This window comes from Methylobacter svalbardensis, assembly GCF_037671525.1.
Taxonomy (GTDB): Bacteria; Pseudomonadota; Gammaproteobacteria; order Methylococcales; family Methylomonadaceae; genus Methylobacter_A; species Methylobacter_A svalbardensis.
On the sequence record NZ_JAWPOH010000004.1, the window covers coordinates 107,019 to 124,426 of the forward strand.

General features: G+C 42.9%; 16 protein-coding genes, 1 tRNA gene and 1 pseudogene. All 18 read right to left on the reverse strand.

Annotated elements, in window-relative coordinates; all coding sequences use genetic code 11:
• Positions 1–36: 36 nt before the first annotated feature.
• Positions 37–765 carry an oxygen-binding di-iron domain-containing protein gene (locus RW114_RS02995; protein WP_340121226.1) on the reverse strand — a complete coding sequence of 243 codons (729 nt, stop codon included), beginning with the start codon at positions 763–765 and terminating at the stop codon, positions 37–39.
• Between the two features lie 34 nt (positions 766–799).
• On the reverse strand, positions 800–1,408 hold the full coding sequence (locus RW114_RS03000) for a chemotaxis protein (RefSeq protein ID WP_340121227.1): 609 nt from the start codon (positions 1,406–1,408) through the stop codon (positions 800–802).
• Positions 1,409–1,581: 173 nt separating this feature from the next.
• A complete protein-coding gene (locus tag RW114_RS03005; protein WP_340121228.1) occupies positions 1,582–2,700 on the reverse strand; it encodes a protein-glutamate methylesterase/protein-glutamine glutaminase in 1,119 nt (372 codons plus the stop codon).
• Positions 2,701–2,863: 163 nt separating this feature from the next.
• Positions 2,864–3,280: pseudogene (locus RW114_RS03010) on the reverse strand (response regulator); the annotation flags it as partial.
• 9 nt (positions 3,281–3,289) lie between these two features.
• On the reverse strand, positions 3,290–3,928 hold the full coding sequence (gene cheD / locus RW114_RS03015) for a chemoreceptor glutamine deamidase CheD (RefSeq protein WP_340121230.1): 639 nt from the start codon (positions 3,926–3,928) through the stop codon (positions 3,290–3,292).
• Positions 3,929–3,934: 6 nt separating this feature from the next.
• Entirely contained in the window at positions 3,935–4,774 is an 840-nt protein-coding gene (locus RW114_RS03020) for a CheR family methyltransferase (RefSeq protein ID WP_340121231.1), read from the reverse strand.
• A gap of 28 nt (positions 4,775–4,802) precedes the next feature.
• Positions 4,803–5,417: an STAS domain-containing protein gene (locus RW114_RS03025; protein WP_340121232.1), complete on the reverse strand. Its 615-nt coding sequence runs from the start codon at positions 5,415–5,417 to the stop codon at positions 4,803–4,805.
• Positions 5,404–6,171: a ParA family protein gene (locus RW114_RS03030; protein WP_340121233.1), complete on the reverse strand. Its 768-nt coding sequence runs from the start codon at positions 6,169–6,171 to the stop codon at positions 5,404–5,406. The genes RW114_RS03025 and RW114_RS03030 overlap by 14 nt, the downstream gene beginning before the upstream one ends.
• A gap of 3 nt (positions 6,172–6,174) precedes the next feature.
• A complete protein-coding gene (locus RW114_RS03035) occupies positions 6,175–6,666 on the reverse strand; it encodes a chemotaxis protein CheW (RefSeq protein ID WP_340121234.1) in 492 nt (163 codons plus the stop codon).
• A 98-nt stretch (positions 6,667–6,764) separates the two neighbouring features.
• Positions 6,765–9,104, reverse strand: coding sequence for a methyl-accepting chemotaxis protein (locus RW114_RS03040; RefSeq protein WP_340121235.1), 2,340 nt, complete (start codon positions 9,102–9,104; stop codon positions 6,765–6,767).
• Between the two features lie 111 nt (positions 9,105–9,215).
• Positions 9,216–9,731 carry a chemotaxis protein CheW gene (locus tag RW114_RS03045; RefSeq protein WP_340121236.1) on the reverse strand — a complete coding sequence of 172 codons (516 nt, stop codon included), beginning with the start codon at positions 9,729–9,731 and terminating at the stop codon, positions 9,216–9,218.
• A 19-nt stretch (positions 9,732–9,750) separates the two neighbouring features.
• On the reverse strand, positions 9,751–11,859 hold the full coding sequence (locus RW114_RS03050) for a chemotaxis protein CheA (RefSeq protein ID WP_340121237.1): 2,109 nt from the start codon (positions 11,857–11,859) through the stop codon (positions 9,751–9,753).
• Between the two features lie 197 nt (positions 11,860–12,056).
• The gene (locus RW114_RS03055) at positions 12,057–12,419 is read right to left on the reverse strand and encodes a response regulator (protein ID WP_340121238.1); all 363 of its coding nucleotides are present in this window, start codon (positions 12,417–12,419) and stop codon (positions 12,057–12,059) included.
• Between the two features lie 196 nt (positions 12,420–12,615).
• Positions 12,616–12,700 (reverse strand) — tRNA-Leu (locus RW114_RS03060).
• Positions 12,701–12,802: 102 nt separating this feature from the next.
• The gene (gene secG / locus RW114_RS03065) at positions 12,803–13,186 is read right to left on the reverse strand and encodes a preprotein translocase subunit SecG (RefSeq protein WP_340121239.1); all 384 of its coding nucleotides are present in this window, start codon (positions 13,184–13,186) and stop codon (positions 12,803–12,805) included.
• 18 nt (positions 13,187–13,204) lie between these two features.
• Entirely contained in the window at positions 13,205–13,951 is a 747-nt protein-coding gene (gene tpiA / locus RW114_RS03070) for a triose-phosphate isomerase (RefSeq protein ID WP_340121240.1), read from the reverse strand.
• A 55-nt stretch (positions 13,952–14,006) separates the two neighbouring features.
• Complete coding sequence (gene glmM, locus RW114_RS03075) at positions 14,007–15,347, reverse strand: phosphoglucosamine mutase (protein WP_340121241.1); 1,341 nt, start codon at positions 15,345–15,347, stop codon at positions 14,007–14,009.
• A gap of 134 nt (positions 15,348–15,481) precedes the next feature.
• Entirely contained in the window at positions 15,482–17,404 is a 1,923-nt protein-coding gene (gene ftsH, locus RW114_RS03080; protein ID WP_340121242.1) for an ATP-dependent zinc metalloprotease FtsH, read from the reverse strand.
• Positions 17,405–17,408: the final 4 nt, after the last annotated feature.

The window sequence follows — 17,408 nt, forward strand, 5'->3', positions numbered from 1 at the left end:
TTAAATTTATTGTTGACTTCAACAGGTTGAAATTGATTAAACAGCAATACCTACCTGTAATGCATCAAACCAGTCTAAAAACCGTTTGACATCATCCCCTTTAAACATCCGTCCATGCTGTGGAGCCAAAATATCTATATCCAAATTTCTTACCCGTTCAATCCAGACTCTTTTTGCCTGGTTTGACGGCATCCATCGTTGATGCCAATAACGCATCTTTTCAACATGTGCAGCAAAATTATCAACAAACACAGGAGCATAGGGCGCTTCAAAAGCTGCTCCGACATCTCCTGTCATCAAAATTTTAGCCTGCGGGTCATAGACATGAAAATTGCCGGATGAGTGCAAATAATGAGCAGGAATAATCTGCAATTCCACAGAATCCAGCTTAATGGTTCCACCACTATCCGGAATAGGCACATATTCTATTGATTCACAGCTGTAATGCCGCAAAAATCCTTCCCAAATAGCCGGCGCATGGAGCTTGGCATTTGTTAAAGCTTGATCCCACAAACCCAGCGATGAAATCACGTCAGGATCCTGATGCGAAGCGAACAGATCCGTAATTTGATCCACAGGGGCATGATGCAATACCGCTGCCATCATCGGCGCAAACAGCTCCGCGCCTCCCGGATCTAAAAGCAGGCAGCGGTTAGCTGTGCGTACTGCATATTGGTTGGTATCAATTATATTTCCGGGTTTATTCTCATCCCTTCCGAACATAATCCATTGGTGCGATCCTTCATAAATCTTGGTCATTTTCATAGAAAAACAAGGCCCTCTGTTGGTTAGCCGCTATTTAGTTATTGCGATAAATGGATAATGCAATTCTGCAACGCTGCACATTATCGTGAATAGTATGTGCAGCTTTATCTACACTTTCGGCAACGGCTTGCAAACTCTGTAAATATTCACCCGCCTGTGATGCTTCAATTCTTGAGTTTGCGGCGATAACCCGCGCAGCACGGGCATGATGCATCACCGCTTCAAGTTGCCCTAACAGTTGCGAGACATCCCGTTTAAACTGTCTCTGGCAATCTTGCATCGAAAGCCTTGCATTATCCAATGGCTCCTGCATCGTATTAGCGTAAACAGCATCTCCAGCCATTTTTGCAGCCAACTCAAATTTATTATAAGCAGTCGTTTTTTGGAATTCATTGACAGTTAATCGATATAACACCAGTGCATGTATATTGATATCGGTAACCAATTCAATTGTTTCTTTAGCTAATTCATTAATAAAGTCGGTAATCGGCTGAAATCCTTTCGCCTTATCTCCCGCCCTAAATGCAATAGCCTTGGCATTGGCCGCTGCTAATGATATTTCCTTGGCCACCACCATGACTGCACTTAACTCCGAGGTAATGGAAGCTACCGCAACAAATTGTGATTTAGTCTGATTAGTCATATTTAATTACACAGCGTGAGAAATAATATTTTTTTAAATTCTGTACATGGCGAAATACATTCTTACCCTGTTAAGGTAATTTATGCTGAAATATACCTTTATAAGGAAACGTTGCCGGCTTCATCCGAAAAGAGCGAGTAAGATATTATCAAAGAGCCTTATCAGCGTATATTCTAGTTAACTTTGCTCACACTGCTAGGCTTAACTAAGCTTAAAACTTTACTCGAAACTTCTTCTAACGATACCACATAATCAGTGCAACCTAACTTAAATGCAGCACCCGGCATACCCCAAACCACACTGGTTTGTTCATCCTGAATAACTGTTTTGGCACCCGCATCATGCATTTCTTTCATACCCATGGCTCCGTCAGCGCCCATGCCTGTTAATAATACGGCTATGGCATTAGCCCCGGCACATTGAGCAGCTGAACGAAACAGCACATCAACGGAAGGTTTATGACGATTGACAGGCAATCCATCGCTCAACTGAATAATATATTTACCTCCGTCTCTAATCACCAGCATGTGCCTGTCTCCAGGTGAAAGATAAATATTACCCGGCTCAATCGTCTGACCATGCTTGGGAATACAAGCTGACATTTCCGTTGCAAGGTCAACATGACGGACAAATGATGCACTAAATGCAGCGGGTAAATGTTGGGTTATTAAAATAGGCGGGGTATCTGCCGGGAAGCCTTTAACAACCGCTTTAATGGCCTCTGTTCCTCCCGTTGAGGCGCCCAAGACAATTATCTTACTGGTGGAACTAACAGACGTTTTTATCGGCGCGGCTTTAAGAATCACATCAACTGAGTGTTTTTCTGAAACATCAGCAACGGTTGCGACAGGACTTTTAGGCTTGATTGCTCTATTGTAAATATTGCCGACTTTAGCCTGGGCAGCGCCGATAACTTTGGAAATAATCTCCTCGGCATACTCATTCAGCGTATTGACAACATCAACTCTGGGTTTGGCAATAAAATCGACCGCACCTAGCGCCAGAGCATTTAAAGTCGCTTCGGCACCATGTTCAGTCAGCGTAGAGATCATTACAACCGGTGTAGGCCTTAAGCGCATCAAGTTGCTCAAGAAGGTTATCCCGTCCATGTGCGGCATTTCAATATCCAGCGTCAATACGTCCGGATTTAATTGCTTAATCATCTCTCGGGCAATAAGAGGATCTGCTGCTGCACCGACAACTTCAATATCGGGTGACGAACTTAAAACTTCAGTCAGTATTTTCCTAATTAATGCTGAATCATCAATAACCAATACGCGTATCTTACCCATAAGTCCACTCTAAAAGAAGTCCACGATCACCGTCAATAGGTGCATGTTTAATGTCGATTGTTACCACTTTAATTTTAAGCGATTCCATCATTACTGGAGTTCGCGACATGCACAAGTCTTCCCCGTGCTACCGCTCCAGAATTTCTGATTGCAGACTTCATTATTCAAGTCTTCTAATATTAGCTTTTGACGCGACTATTACCTTGGTAATAATGTCATCGGCATAGTCATTTAATGCGTTTTCTACATCCATTGTTGGTTTAGCTATAAAGTCTACGGCGCCCAACTCCAGAGCAGTTAACGTAACTTCAGCATTACTTTCTGTGAGCGCTGAAATCATCACAACCGGCATAGGCCGGAGGCGCATCAAGTTACGTAAAAAGGTTATTCCGTCCATACGCGGCATTTCAATATCCAAGGTCAATACATCAGGATTTAATGCCTTAATCATCTCTCGGGCAATAAGAGGATCTTCGGCAGCGCCAACTACCTCAATATCCGGAGACAAATTTAAAATCTCAGTCAGTACCTTTCTGATTAACAATGAATCATCAATAATCAATACACGAATTTTACTCATTGCATACTCTTAAAAAAGCTCGACCTCACCTTCAACAGGTGCATTTTTAATATTGTTAAAGTACTGCTGCTCTCTTCTTATAATGGTCTCATTATGTAAATCTTTGATTTTTTTCATTCCGACCTTACCTGTTTTAGGAAAGTAAATTATTTTCCTGGGATAAATATCCCCCAAGTCCTGGGATAACAGAGCCAGGCCTTCTGTATCGATATACTCCAAGATAAAGTCAATATTTTTAAGACCTATATCAGTCAAGGTTGGAATGATTTTACCGCCGCCAAACACTTTAACTTCCAGGTTTTTTCTTTTACCTCCATTACTGAGAATAGTATTAATTAAATGTTCCATCGCAAAATTTCCATAGCGGGTTGCATTACCAACCACCGCCTCATTACCTTGTTTTAGTTTATCGGCTGTAGTTTCCGGCAACATAAAATGATTCATCCCGCCCAAACCAGACACCTTGTCCCGAACACAGGCCGATATACAAGATCCTAATACCGTTGCAATCAATTCATCTTCCTGAGTGACATAGTATTCACCGGGCAAGATCTTTGCGGCAATCATGCCACGCTCTTTATCTACATATCGGTTAATGTGTTCAAAACCGTCGATGGAAGGTAGGCCAATATCATTGCTAGCACTCATGAGTATTTAGGTTTTTTTCCGGTAACTGGTACATGCAACTAACTCAAACTCATTTGAAAGCTGATTTAATGATTCTGAATGTCCAATAAATAACCATGACCGACTAGACAACATTTGAGCATATCTTTTCGCGAGCAAGGTCTTGGTTTCACGATCAAAGTATATAAGAACATTACGACAAAAAATAAAATCAAAATGGCATTTCATCGGCCAATCCTGCATTAAATTCAATTGCTTAAACTGAATAATTTGTTGTAATTGAGACCTGACTCTTACTTGACCGGACTGTGCTGATTTACCTCGCATAAACCATCGTTTAAGCATGTCTTCTGACAGATCATTAACGCGATCTTCCGTGTAGATACCGTTCGATGCTGTTTGTAAAACATGAGTATCCAAATCAGTTGCTAAAATCTTAATATCCCAGTCAGCGGGTACATTTTCCAATAAGGTAATCGCTAAAGAGTAAGGCTCTTCACCCGTAGAACAACCGGCAGACCACACCCTGATTTGCCTGGAGGTTTTATTCCTGATCAAGACTTCCGGAATAACAACATCACGGACATAATCAAAATGATGTCTTTCCCGAAAAAAAGCGGTTAGATTGGTTGTTATGGCGTTGATAAACTCTGTAAACTCGTTATCCGGGTGGTCTTTAAGATACTGACAATATTCCCTAAAATTTGCCAACCCAAGTTTCCTTACCCGCTTGGAGAGCCTGGAATAGAACATATCAAATCTTTCATCAGGAACCTGAATACCTGAATGCTCATTGGACAATTTTCTTAAAAAATTAAAGTCATCTGCAGTGAATTTAAATTCGCGATCCTTCTCAACAATGGCCATCTTTAAACTATTTCCCGTCCGTCAAAAATCACGTGTCATGAACGTCGAGCACGTCCAGCAAACCCAGCAACTGGGCAGACTCAACAAATCGTGGGGATGGATAAATAATGGTTACTCTCTTTTGCAGCTTAACCGCATCTTTTTTCAATGAAACCAGTAGCTGCAAAGTGGCTGTATCTATTGATGATACGTCAGATGCATTTATTTCGATTTCATCATGCATGGCCAATAAATTTTTCAGCTTTTCGTGTAACTTGACGACATGCTGAATAGTCAGGGTAGCGTCTAAATCACATATGCCCTCATCCATTCCCGCTGATACAAACTCGTCGGCAACTGCTCCCTGCATCGCTACACTACTCGCATCCATGTAGTCGTCAGCCATTTCTTCTACCAAAACGCTATTATTTTCGCTCTCAATTTCATCTATAACTAATTCATCCTCTTGAGTGCCATTTGAAATTGCAATTTCTTCGGGGCTTACCGTCGAATTATCTGAATCATCAATTAATTGCTGTTCTTCCGATTGACTATTGCTGTCACAAAATTCGTTATTGCTTGTATCATCATTTTTATCGGCATTGCCTTCCATCCATGCTAAAGGATCGTACCCGATTAAATTGTTTTCTTCACTTATTGCCATACATCACCTTGTCTTCAAGAAAATCAAGAGCAAGGCTACGAAAATCCCTTGCCGAACGACTTTTCGGACTATACTCTAAAATGGTTTTGCCAAAGCTAGGGCATTCTGCAAGCAATGCCGTTTCTCTAATGACTGTTGCTAATATTTGCTCAGGAAAATGCGTAAGCAAAACATTTAGCACCTGACTCGATATTCGTCTGTCTGGCGAATAGCGCGACATCACCAATAATGTTTTATAATTTCTTTTTAAAGCTTTTTCAAATCTCTTAATCGTACTCATTAGATGAGATAACCCTTGCAACGCTAGAAAATCACTGGCCATAGGGATCAAAATTTCGTCAGCTGCAATTAATGCGTTCGCAACCAACAATCCTGAAGACGGTGGACAATCAATAAAAACAAAGTCCTGATCATTAAGACATCCATTCAAGGCATTTTTTAATAAAACACCGCGAGGCGAGTTATTGTCGGCTAATTGCTCAATGTCCTTAAGCCTTGATCCTGATGTAATTAATTGCAGATTATCCCTGACGGAAATAAGCTGCTGCCGAATCCCTTTCTGTTTAAGCATGACTTCATCAATGCCTCCATTATTCTGGCCTGTAACACCAAAAGAAACGGCTAAATGGCCTTGCGGATCAAGATCAATTGCGGTAACTTTTAACCCCGACTCTGCAATGGCATGACATAAATTTGCCGTAGTTGTCGTCTTGCCAACACCACCTTTCTGATTAATTATTGCAACAATTCTCACCTGTCATACCAAACTGTCAATATCCTCAACCTCATCGGGATTGAGCAATTTATCAACGTCCAAGAGCATAATCATCCTTTTCTTATACACATGCATACCTCGCATGTAGCGCGTATCAATTTTTGAACCGAAGTTTGGGGCTTTTTTGATGTCTGCCAAATTAATATCCAGTACATCAGAAACCGCATCAGCGACTATGCCCATGACAAACTGGTTTGGGCCGTGTTCAACACAAAGGACAATAACGACCGTTTTTGGAGAATATTCGCAATGCTCCAGCGAAAACCGTTCCCGTAAATCTATGATAGGCACCACGGAGCCGCGTAAATTCAATACGCCTTTAACAAAAGCCGGCGTATTCGGTATCACGCGAACAGCTTCCCAGCCCCGAATCTCTTGCACTTTTAAAATCTCAACGCCATACGCTTCGTCTGCAAGTTGAAAGGTGAGAAATTGCTCTACCCGACTATTATTTGACTGCACATCTGTTGTCATTGTTATAGTTTCCTGTCGGTTATAGGGTTAGATGAGGTCAAAGGCAAAAGGTTCAGGACTCGCAATTTAAAAACCCTGCCTTGCGCCTCGTACCCTGATTAAAACTCTTCCCATTCATCGCTGCTATCTATTTTTGGCTTACTCGCTGACAAAGCAGCAGGAGCCACCGCTTTTTTTGTCGGCGCCCTTACAGGTACTGCTGGCGCCCTACTACTGTGCGCAACCGGTCTAGCCGCCGCCGATCCGTTTTTTGAGTTAACCCTAAAGAAGCTAAGCAACTGAGTCATATGGGTAGATTGTTCGCTCATCGCAATACTCCCTGCTGCAGCCTGTTCCGCCAAAGCCGCATTTTGCTGAGTAATATCGTCCATTTGAGAAACCGCTTGATTGACTTGCTCGATACCCGCTGATTGTTCTGAACTGGCACTGGCAATGTGCGCAACAATATCGCCGACTTTGGCAACACTTTCGACAATTTCAGTTAGCGCTACGCCTGTTTCATTAACGAATGCCGTTCCGGCACGAACTTTCTGCACACTGTTCTGAATCAGTTCATTACTTTGCTGTGCGGCAGTTGCGCTTCGTTGAGCCAGGTTACGCACTTCGGTTGCAACAACCGAGAATCCACGCCCCTGCTCTCCGGCCCTGGCCGCTTCTACAGACGCGTTTAATGCCAACAGATTAGTTTGGAAGGCAATTTCATCAATTACGCCGATAATCTCGGCAATTTTATTACTGCTCTCATTAATTTCCTGCATTGCAAGAATGGCGGACTTAACTACGCCGCCGCCTTTTTGAGCTAATTGGCTTGCTGAATTAACAACTTCCGTTGCTTGAACCGTATTCTGCGCATTATTTTTTACGGTACTGGCTAGCTCTTCCATGCTGGCAGCCGTTTCTTCCAAGCTGGCCGCCTGCTGTTCAGCTCGATGTGACAGATTATTATTACCGCTGGCCATTTCCTGTGATGAACTATCTATAAAATCAGCGGCATCCCTGATTTGAATGATGAATTCGCTGAGTTTTGCCAAGGTACTATTAATATTATTCTTGCACTCCGCGTAAACGCCTTGGTATTCATTGGTGATGGCGGTGGTTAAATCGCCTTCAGCCATGTTTTCCATGACTCGGTTAACATCACCAAACACACTCTCAATGACATCCGTTAATTCATTGATGCCGACAGACAATGCTTTAGTAAATCCCTGTTTGTCAGTTAATTTTATACGCGCACTCAAGTCACCGGCTTTAACACCCTGCACTAGATGATCGATTTCTTGCTCAATTAAAACTTCGTGAGTTCTATCCTGCCATTCAGTCACATAACCTATACGCTCACCATCACTATTAACGGGACTAGCGATAATGCTCATATGCCGACCTCCAATAACCAGTTGCGATCTAAGTGGTTCTTGTGATTTTTCCAATATCCCACCTTTAACAGTAGCGTGGTATTGATCAACATTTGAACCCATCAATTTATCGACGGAGAAACCGGGCAATTGGTTGCGAATATCGCTTTCCGCCGTCTTGAACATCCTCTGAACGCTATCGTTCATATAAATAATCTCAAAATTCTTATTCGCTACCATGACAGGGGATTGAACATTGTCCAGAGCCTGAGTAATCCGTTTCGATTCTGCAAGACCTTGCTTGAAATTGGCCAAATCCACACCCAGTTTGACCTCCATACTATACAGACCACGCAAAAAATCGCCCAGCTGATCATTCCGCTTCAAGTCCACTTTATTTCCGAAAGCGCCACTGCTCAGCCGGTAACAAGTAGTGATTGCCGTTTCCAGCGTATCGATTATTACCTTGGTCATATTGATGCTGAGTGCCGATGCCATCATGGCTAACAAAGCAACACCGGTTAACAAGACGTATTCCTGTGTCAGGAACAATCGATACATCAGAAAAAATATAGGCGCTAAAAAAGCCGCTACTACAAAAGCATTTTTTTTCGCTATGGCAATTTCGCTAATTGATTTAGCCATCACCGCTAAACCACTCGGCCTTAATTTTGCTTCACCGGCGTTGATTTTTTTGTATAACTGCTCCGTAGCAGGAATCAGATCACGCTTTGGAGGATGCCTAACAGAAAGGTATTCATAGACTTGGCCATTTTTAAATAACGGCATGGCATTGGCCTCGACCCAATAATGGTCGCCGTTTTTACACCTGTTTTTGACCAACCCCTGCCAGGGTCTAAGCTGTTTTAAGGTTATCCATAAGTCTTCATAAGCCTCAGCGGGCATGTCTGGATGACGGACGATATTATGCTCCTGCCCCATCAACTCATCACGGGTAAATCCGCTCGTTTCAACAAATGCATCATTGACGTAGGTAATACGTCCCATCAAGTCGGTTCTTGAAACCAGGATTGCTCCTTTTTTCAGAAGGACTTCATTATTCGTTATCGGCATATTAATTTTCACGCTACGCTACCTCTTAAAATTTCACAAACCTTGCCAAATACATTAATATCGCTGCCTACAAGGATGTAGGAGGTAGAGCAACGCAGAAGCAGTTGCCGAAGAGCACAGGCTTTAACTTTCATCCTGATCCAATTCCTCTAGTTTCAGTAATTTGTCTACATCAAGCAGCATCACCATGCGTTCATTAACAGATACCAGTCCGTTAATGAATTCGTTACTGACTTTAGCCCCAAAGTCTGGAGCGCCTTGAATTTCAGTCTTATCCACACTAATGACATCAGAAACCGAGTCGACAACAACACCCATTATCCGTGTCTTGTTGTTATCGCCAGTTTGCAATACCACAACTACCGTCAACGGGGTATATTCGGCTTTACTTAAATTAAACCTTTCTCTCAAATCGAGAATCGGCACAATAGAACCGCGTAAATTAACCACACCTTTTTCATAGTAGGGAACATTAGGTATTCTGGAAACGGGTTCCCAACTTCGTATTTCCTGTACCCGAAGGATATCAACTCCATATTCTTCTTGGCCTAAGGCGAAACTCAGATATTGCACCGCATTATCCAGGTTTTTACTGTAGTGATATTGGTCAATATCTTTATTTTCAGCTTGTTGTGCCATGTCTGCTTTTATCTATGTATTAGCGAATTGAAAAACGGACCAAGCCTGGAACATCAAGAATCAGTGCAACGGAACCATCACCCAAAATAGTTGCACCTGAAACGCCTTCCACCCGCCGGTAATTTGCTTCCAATGATTTAATAACAACCTGTTGTTGCCCCAATAACTCATCTACCAGTAAACAACACAGTTCTCCTTGACCCTCTACGACAACAAGCACCCCCTCTTTCGACTTGGTCGAATCGCCTGAATGCACATTAAAAATTCCGCGCATTCTAATTACAGGTAAATATTCATTGCGCAAGCGAAAGGTTTCTCCTTTACCCGCAACTTTATTTAACATTTTTTCGGTAATATTAATTGATTCAATAATTGACACCAATGGCACAATGTAGGTCTCATCACCAACCGCAACAGACTGACCGTCAAGGATTGCCAACGTTAACGGCAAATGGATTGCTATGGTCGTTCCTTTACCCAGCTCTGAAATAATTTCTATGTTGCCGCCTAATGACTGGATATTCCTTCTCACAACATCCATGCCCACACCGCGACCGGAAATATCAGTGAGCTGTTCGGCTGTAGAAAACCCCGGCATAAAGATCAGTTCAAATATCTGCTTTTCGGTAAGGAGGTTACTTTCTTCAATCAAGCCTTTTTCTATAGCCTTTGCCAATAACTTATCTTTATCCAATCCGCGACCATCATCAATAATTTCTATGACAATATGACCGCCGCGATGATACGCCTTCAGTTCGATGGTTCCTGTTTCCTGCTTGCCTGCTGCGACCCGATCAGCAGGCATTTCTATACCGTGATCAAGGCTATTCCTAATCAAATGAACTAACGGATCATTAATTAGCTCAACGACAGCCTTATCAACCTCGGTATTTTCTCCGACCAGTTTCAGTACAATTTTTTTATCTAATTTGCTGCTAATATCATGTACTAGCCGTGGAAATCGGCTAAAAACAAAACTGATCGGTAGCATCCGAATATTCATGACGCTTTGTTGTAAATCCCGGGTATGCCGTTCTAACTGGGCAAGCCCTCTTTTAAGCTGACCCACCTTGTCCATGGTAAAGTTCTCGCCAACTAAACCCAGCATAGACTGGGTGATCACAACCTCGCCAACCATATTGATTAACGTATCGATTTTATCCGTATCGACCCGAATCGAACTGGCTTTTGCCGTGGTTTTTGCGACTTCATTGTCAGAATCTTGAGTATCCGCCTTTTTGGTTTCGGCAACCACCTTAGGTTTGGCCTCTACGGGGTTTGGGACTGGATCATTAGGTGCAATTACCGGGGCGGGTTCAGGATCGGCTTTTTTTATAGCGGGGGGTGGCTTTACGGCTTTGGCGAGCGGCTGAATTTCCATTTCACAATCGCCTTCAACCCAATTGAATATTTCCCTGATTTCATCTTCGGAAATATCCCCGGCAACTTTTAAATCCCAAGAAATATTACATTCCTCGGAATCTAATTCATAAAAACCGGGAACATCCTGAATATTAGCCATGGTTGTTAATTCACCTAGCTCATTCAATTCACGAAACAGCCTGACAGGATCATTACCAGTTTGAAGCAAATCCAAATAGGGGCAAAAAGCTATTTTCCAGCCCTGTTCTGCTAATTCAACGGATTTTTCTTCAATACTATCAGGGGCAATATTGACAACAGCTTCTTCACTTGGCCATTCCGGTTCAACTGGAGACACGGATTCTTTCTCCATCGAACCGCCATTAAGCACAATTTCCAAAGCCGTTTTGTGCTTTGTTACGCTGACATCATTAACAACCTGTTCATTTTGAATTGCCGTCAACATCTCTCTAAGGCAGTCAACAGATCCAAGCAAAACATCCACTGCAGGCTGGGTTACCTGCCTACGCCCATCCCGCATTTCATCGAGCAGGGTTTCCATGATATGGGTATAATCAGCAATGACAGTAAAACCAAAAGTTCCACTGCCGCCCTTTATCGAATGCGCTCCCCTGAAAATGGTATTGATTATTTCTGAATCAATAGCCCCCATATCGAGAGTTAACAATCCTGACTCCATTGCTTCAAGACCTTCGAAACATTCTTCAAAAAAGATCTGATGGAATTGTGACATATCAATAGACATAGACTTACCTGTATGCGCCTAAATTCATTTAAACAAGATTAAAAATCAACCCAAAAACTTTTTTATTGATACCTGCCTGGATAAATACTTAAACCCTTCATCTAAATATTCAGAATAAAGTCGCATGGGATTAGAACCTTTTAATAGGTATAGATTTTCCTGCATGCGCTTAACACACTTCGGCATGATAGTATTGATTAGCCCAAAACTTTTAGTAATGTTTTTAATAATTGATCAGGATTAAACGGCTTAACCATCCATCCCGTTGCGCCGGCAGCTTTACCTTCTTGTTTTTTTTCGATGCCTGACTCAGTTGTCAGCATCAGCATCGGAATAAATTTATAATCCGGGAGTGCTCTCAAGTCTCTAATTAAAGTGATTCCGTCTTTATTTGGCATATTGACATCGGTTACTACGCAATCAAATGTCCTAGCCTGTGCTTTTTCTAAAGCATCAACTCCATCCACCGCCTCTTCGACATCGTATCCAGCAGCTCTTAAAGTAAATGAAACCATTTTTCTCATTGAAGCTGAATCGTCAACTGCAAGAATACTTGCCATTGTTTTCTCCATTAATCTCTAATTTACCAAGCAAAACTCTGTGCGAATATTACAGCACTCTATGCATAACCTTTTTAGTATAGCTTAATTATTTTGCTGTATCGCACTTCTATTCTAGAAACTTAATTTATGTATTTTTCGTTGTAGCAAACAAAAAAACACCCCACTAGAGAAAACCTCTAGCAGGGTATATATTTGGTGCCGATGGCCGGATTTGAACCGGCACAACTTTCGTTACCACCCCCTCAAGATGGCGTGTCTACCAATTTCACCACATCGGCTAAAACTTGATCGTAAAAATACTATCTAACGCATATCATTTTGTTATTTTCACAGCGTCTTCACTTATATTTCAAATAGTATTTATTACTTTTTTCAATTGCTTACTCGGTTGCAGGAACTGCAGCAGGCACTTCTTCAGATTCGACGGCAGGCACTGGAGAGGTACCGACCACACCTTTTTCGCCACCCACATCAGGAATACCAAGCGTATCCTGCTCAACCTTGGGGGCGTTCATTAAGTCATAAGCAGCGCCCTGCTTACCATTCAAAACCGCAAGCCCCAAACTGGTCATAAAAAATAAAGTTGCTAGAATTGCTGTAGCTCGAGACAAGAACGATGCTGCCCCCTGAGCCCCAAAAACAGAACCTGAAGAGCCCGTGCCAAAAGCTGCGCCTGCATCAGCACCTTTTCCTTGTTGCATTAATACTAACCCAACAACCCCTAAACCCAACAGCACATGAATAACAATAATTACCTGATACATAATAAAGTTTAAATTACTCTAAATTGAATGATAAATCTTCAAAAAGGATTCCGCATCCAACGAAGCCCCACCAATTAAACCGCCGTCAATATCCGGCATCGCAAATAAGCCTTTTGCATTATCCGGTTTAGCACTACCGCCATATAAAATCTGTATTTTATCGGCAATGGCTTGATCTTTAGCAGCAATGTACTGCCTTATGTACCGATGAACTTCCTGAGCTTGATCATCAGTCGCCGTCTTTCCTGTTCCTATAGCCCATACAGGCTCATAAGCAATTACTGCCGCACTAAAAGCAGCAATACCCGCCAAATTAATCACAGCATCAAGCTGAGCATCAATCACCGCAAAAGTCTGGTTTTGTTCGCGTTGCTCCAACGTTTCACCAACGCAGAGAACGGGAATGATATTTTGCTCTTGTGCCTGACAAAATCGTGCAGCTACCGATTCGTCAGTATCGCCGTAATAACTGCGTCTTTCTGAATGCCCTACAAGAGCATACTTGCAATTGAATTCACTTAACATCGCTGCCGAAATTTCGCCGGTAAATGCGCCTGAAGGTTTATCTCCAACGCTTTGCGCACCCAATGCCAATGAAGTGCTTCTTACCAATTCACTGACTTTCGGTATATGCACATAAGGCACACATACTGCTATATCCGCGTTATTTTCTCCTAACCCGGCAATGATACCTTTCACAAGTAACTCAGCACTGGCAAGAGTTCCATTCATCTTCCAATTTCCTACAACTAGAGACCGACGCATCACTACTCCTCACATAGAATCAAATCGCCTATAATATATATTAATAGCGCCTAATTCAAGCCCCCATTGCTTTCTTAACCTCATCAGCTATTTGTTGCGCGTAATTTCTAACCAAATCTTCCTGTTGACCCTCGACCATTACACGAATTAACGGCTCTGTTCCCGAGACTCTAAGCAACACCCGCCCACTATCTCCGAGCTTTTTCTCAACCGCTTTCACTGCTTTTTGTATACCATCATCCTGCTCCGGATTTATTTTCTTGCTTGTTTTTACGTTCACCAAAACTTGCGGATATTTTTGCATACCGGATTTCAATTCATGTAAATTCTTACCTGTACATTGCATTTCAGCCATGATCTGCAAGGCAGCAATAATACCATCCCCCGTTGTTGTCTTATCCAGACAAATGATATGACCGGAATTTTCACCGCCTAAAATTCCTTTATGCTCAGCCAACATTTCCATGACATACCGATCACCGACATTTGCCCTAAGCAGATTGACTCCCAACTTTTTCAAGCCGTGCTCCATGCCCAGATTTGTCATTAACGTGCCTACGACAGGCCCGGACATCTGCCCTGCATCCAGTCTAGCTTTAGCAATAATATAAATAAGCTCGTCACCATCAACAATTTCACCCTTATGATCAACCATCACCAATCGATCACCATCACCATCCAGAGCAATGCCAAAATCTGCTCGGTAAGCTAAAACTGTTGCCGCCAGTCTTTCCGGCTTGGTTGCACCGCATTCGTCATTAATATTAAGACCATCCGGCTCTGCACCTATCGTAACAACTTCAGCACCCACCTCACTAAACACATGAGGAGCTATGTGATAAGTTGCTCCATGAGCACAATCCAGTATTATTCTCATACCGCTAAAATCAAGTCGCGTCGGCACACTAGCTTTACAAAATTCAATATATCGACCGGCAGCATCATCCAACCGTTTCGCCTTGCCCAATTTTGCCGACTCTACCGTAGTCATCGGCGAGTCAAGATGCCGTTCTATTTTTTGCTCTATCTCATCAGGTAGCTTCATTCCCTGCACCGAGAAAAACTTAACCCCATTATCATAATAAGGATTGTGAGAGGCGCTAATGACAATACCCGCTTGCGCTCTTAAAGTGCGGGTTAAGTAAGCTATACCCGGTGTTGGCATGGGGCCTAACAAACGAGTATCAACACCTGCCGCTGTTAACCCTGCCTCCAATGCCGACTCAAACATATAACCCGAAATACGCGTATCTTTACCAACCAGAACAAAACCATGCCCTTCGCTTGCAAATACCCGCCCAGCAGCCCAACCTAACTTCAGAAAGAAATCTGCTGTTATTGGATGTTCCCCCACCCTACCTCTGATACCATCTGTTCCAAAATATTTTTTTGTCATGATTCTAAAGCCTAAAAACAGGTAAAAAAACTAAAGACAAAAATCGACTATTTACGGATTTTGCCTTTTTAAAATTACATACAAAAAAAAGGAGAGGCATTACGCCTCTCCTTTCGTGTCAGCTAAGGATGCTATTAGCTTTGCTCGGCGGTGCCGCCAATTGATTTCTCATTTTTCACCCCCCCCTTACTCTTAACATCATCTGTTATTACTTCGCCATGAGAAGGCGGCTTATCATCCCATCCCTGAGGATCTCTGACCGACTTGCGAGCCATCAAATCCTCAATTTGAAATTTGTCGATCGTCTCATACTTCATCAACGCCTCCGCCATAGCATGGAGAATATCCATATTTTCTTTCAAGATTACTTCGGCACGTTCGTAATTCCGATCAATGAAAGAGCGAATTTCTTCATCAATGGTATGCGATGTCTCTTCGGCAACCGTTTTATGCTGCGTCACCGAACGCCCCAGAAAAACTTCGCCTTCTTCTTCACTATAGGACAATGGCCCTAGGCGCTGAGAAAAGCCCCATTTAGTCACCATATTTCTAGCCAACTCAGTGGCTCGCTCAATATCGTTGGATGCACCGGTACTGACTTGCTCACGGCCGAAAACCACTTCCTCGGCGATGCGGCCGCCGTACAAACTGGAAATCATACTGTCCAATTTTTGCTTGCTGGCGCTGTACTGATCTCGTTCCGGCAAAAACATGGTAACACCCAGCGCACGACCTCTAGGCATAATGCTAACCTTATAGACAGGATCATGCTCAGGAACCAGCTTGCCGACTATCGCATGCCCTGCTTCATGATAAGCGGTCATTTTCTTTTCTTTCTCGTTCATAACCATAGAGGTTCTTTCAACACCCATGATCAACTTATCCTTGGCTTTTTCCAAATCCGCCATACTGACCACACGCTTATTCATTCTGGCGGCGAATAAAGCGGCTTCATTGATCAAATTAGCCAAATCGGCTCCAGAAAATCCCGGAGTACCTTGTGCTATATATTTAACCTCAACATCATCAGCAGTCGGCACTTTTTTAACATGCACTGCGAGAATCTGCTCACGCCCCCTGACATCCGGCAGACCTACCGTTACCTGACGATCAAATCGGCCTGGACGCAATAAAGCCTTATCCAATATATCGGGGCGGTTTGTAGCGGCAATGACAATAATGCCTTCGTTACCCTCAAAGCCATCCATCTCAACCAGCAACTGGTTTAGAGTTTGCTCACGCTCGTCATTGCCACCGCCCAAACCGGCACCGCGCTGACGACCAACTGCATCTATTTCATCAATAAAAATAATACAGGGCGCATGTTTTTTAGCTTGTTCAAACATGTCACGCACACGGGATGCGCCCACACCGACAAACATTTCAACAAAATCCGAGCCTGAAATTGTGAAGAACGGCACTTTAGCCTCACCGGCAATTGCTCGGGCCAGCAAAGTTTTTCCCGTTCCCGGAGGGCCGATCATCAACGCCCCGCGAGGAATTTTTCCACCTAATTTCTGATATTTCGCCGGGTCTTTAAGAAAATCGACCATTTCAACGACTTCTTCTTTAGCCTCATCACAACCGGCTACATCGGCAAAAGTGACTTTAATCTGATCTTCTTCAAGCATACGGGCTTTGCTTTTACCAAAATTCATTGCCCCACGACCACCGCCTGCTCCCCCCTGCATTTGCCGCATGAAGAAAACCCATACTGCAATCAGCAGCAACATCGGCCCAAAAGAAACCAGCAACTGCATTAACATAGAAGGTTGCTCAGGCGGAACGGCTTTAATTTCAACACCGTTTTCCAGCAAATCATCAACTAAATGGGGATCGGAAGGTGCATAAGTTTTAAATATCTGGCCACCCTGCATCTTGCCTTTGATGATATTATCTTCAATCATCACCTGTTGAACCTGGCCTGCTTTTACGGACTCGATAAATTGCGAATAAGACATCGACGAATCAGCCCGGCTATTTTGCGGACCAAAATTATTAAAGACGGACATCAATACCACTGCAATGACGACCCATAGAATTATATTTTTCATCATATCG

Excerpts from the sequence above, each read along its gene's own strand:
- RW114_RS02995 (WP_340121226.1), bottom strand. The coding sequence starts at position 765 with ATGAAAATGACCAAGATTTATGAAGGATCGCACCAATGGATTATGTTC.
- RW114_RS03000 (WP_340121227.1), bottom strand. The coding sequence starts at position 1,408 with ATGACTAATCAGACTAAATCACAATTTGTTGCGGTAGCTTCCATTACC.
- RW114_RS03005 (WP_340121228.1), bottom strand. The coding sequence starts at position 2,700 with ATGGGTAAGATACGCGTATTGGTTATTGATGATTCAGCATTAATTAGG.
- cheD (WP_340121230.1), bottom strand. The coding sequence starts at position 3,928 with ATGAGTGCTAGCAATGATATTGGCCTACCTTCCATCGACGGTTTTGAA.
- RW114_RS03020 (WP_340121231.1), bottom strand. The coding sequence starts at position 4,774 with ATGGCCATTGTTGAGAAGGATCGCGAATTTAAATTCACTGCAGATGAC.
- RW114_RS03025 (WP_340121232.1), bottom strand. The coding sequence starts at position 5,417 with ATGGCAATAAGTGAAGAAAACAATTTAATCGGGTACGATCCTTTAGCA.
- RW114_RS03035 (WP_340121234.1), bottom strand. The coding sequence starts at position 6,666 with ATGACAACAGATGTGCAGTCAAATAATAGTCGGGTAGAGCAATTTCTC.
- RW114_RS03045 (WP_340121236.1), bottom strand. The coding sequence starts at position 9,731 with ATGGCACAACAAGCTGAAAATAAAGATATTGACCAATATCACTACAGT.
- RW114_RS03050 (WP_340121237.1), bottom strand. The coding sequence starts at position 11,859 with ATGTCTATTGATATGTCACAATTCCATCAGATCTTTTTTGAAGAATGT.
- RW114_RS03055 (WP_340121238.1), bottom strand. The coding sequence starts at position 12,419 with ATGGCAAGTATTCTTGCAGTTGACGATTCAGCTTCAATGAGAAAAATG.
- secG (WP_340121239.1), bottom strand. The coding sequence starts at position 13,186 with ATGTATCAGGTAATTATTGTTATTCATGTGCTGTTGGGTTTAGGGGTT.
- tpiA (WP_340121240.1), bottom strand. The coding sequence starts at position 13,951 with ATGCGTCGGTCTCTAGTTGTAGGAAATTGGAAGATGAATGGAACTCTT.
- glmM (WP_340121241.1), bottom strand. The coding sequence starts at position 15,347 with ATGACAAAAAAATATTTTGGAACAGATGGTATCAGAGGTAGGGTGGGG.
- ftsH (WP_340121242.1), bottom strand. The coding sequence starts at position 17,404 with ATGATGAAAAATATAATTCTATGGGTCGTCATTGCAGTGGTATTGATG.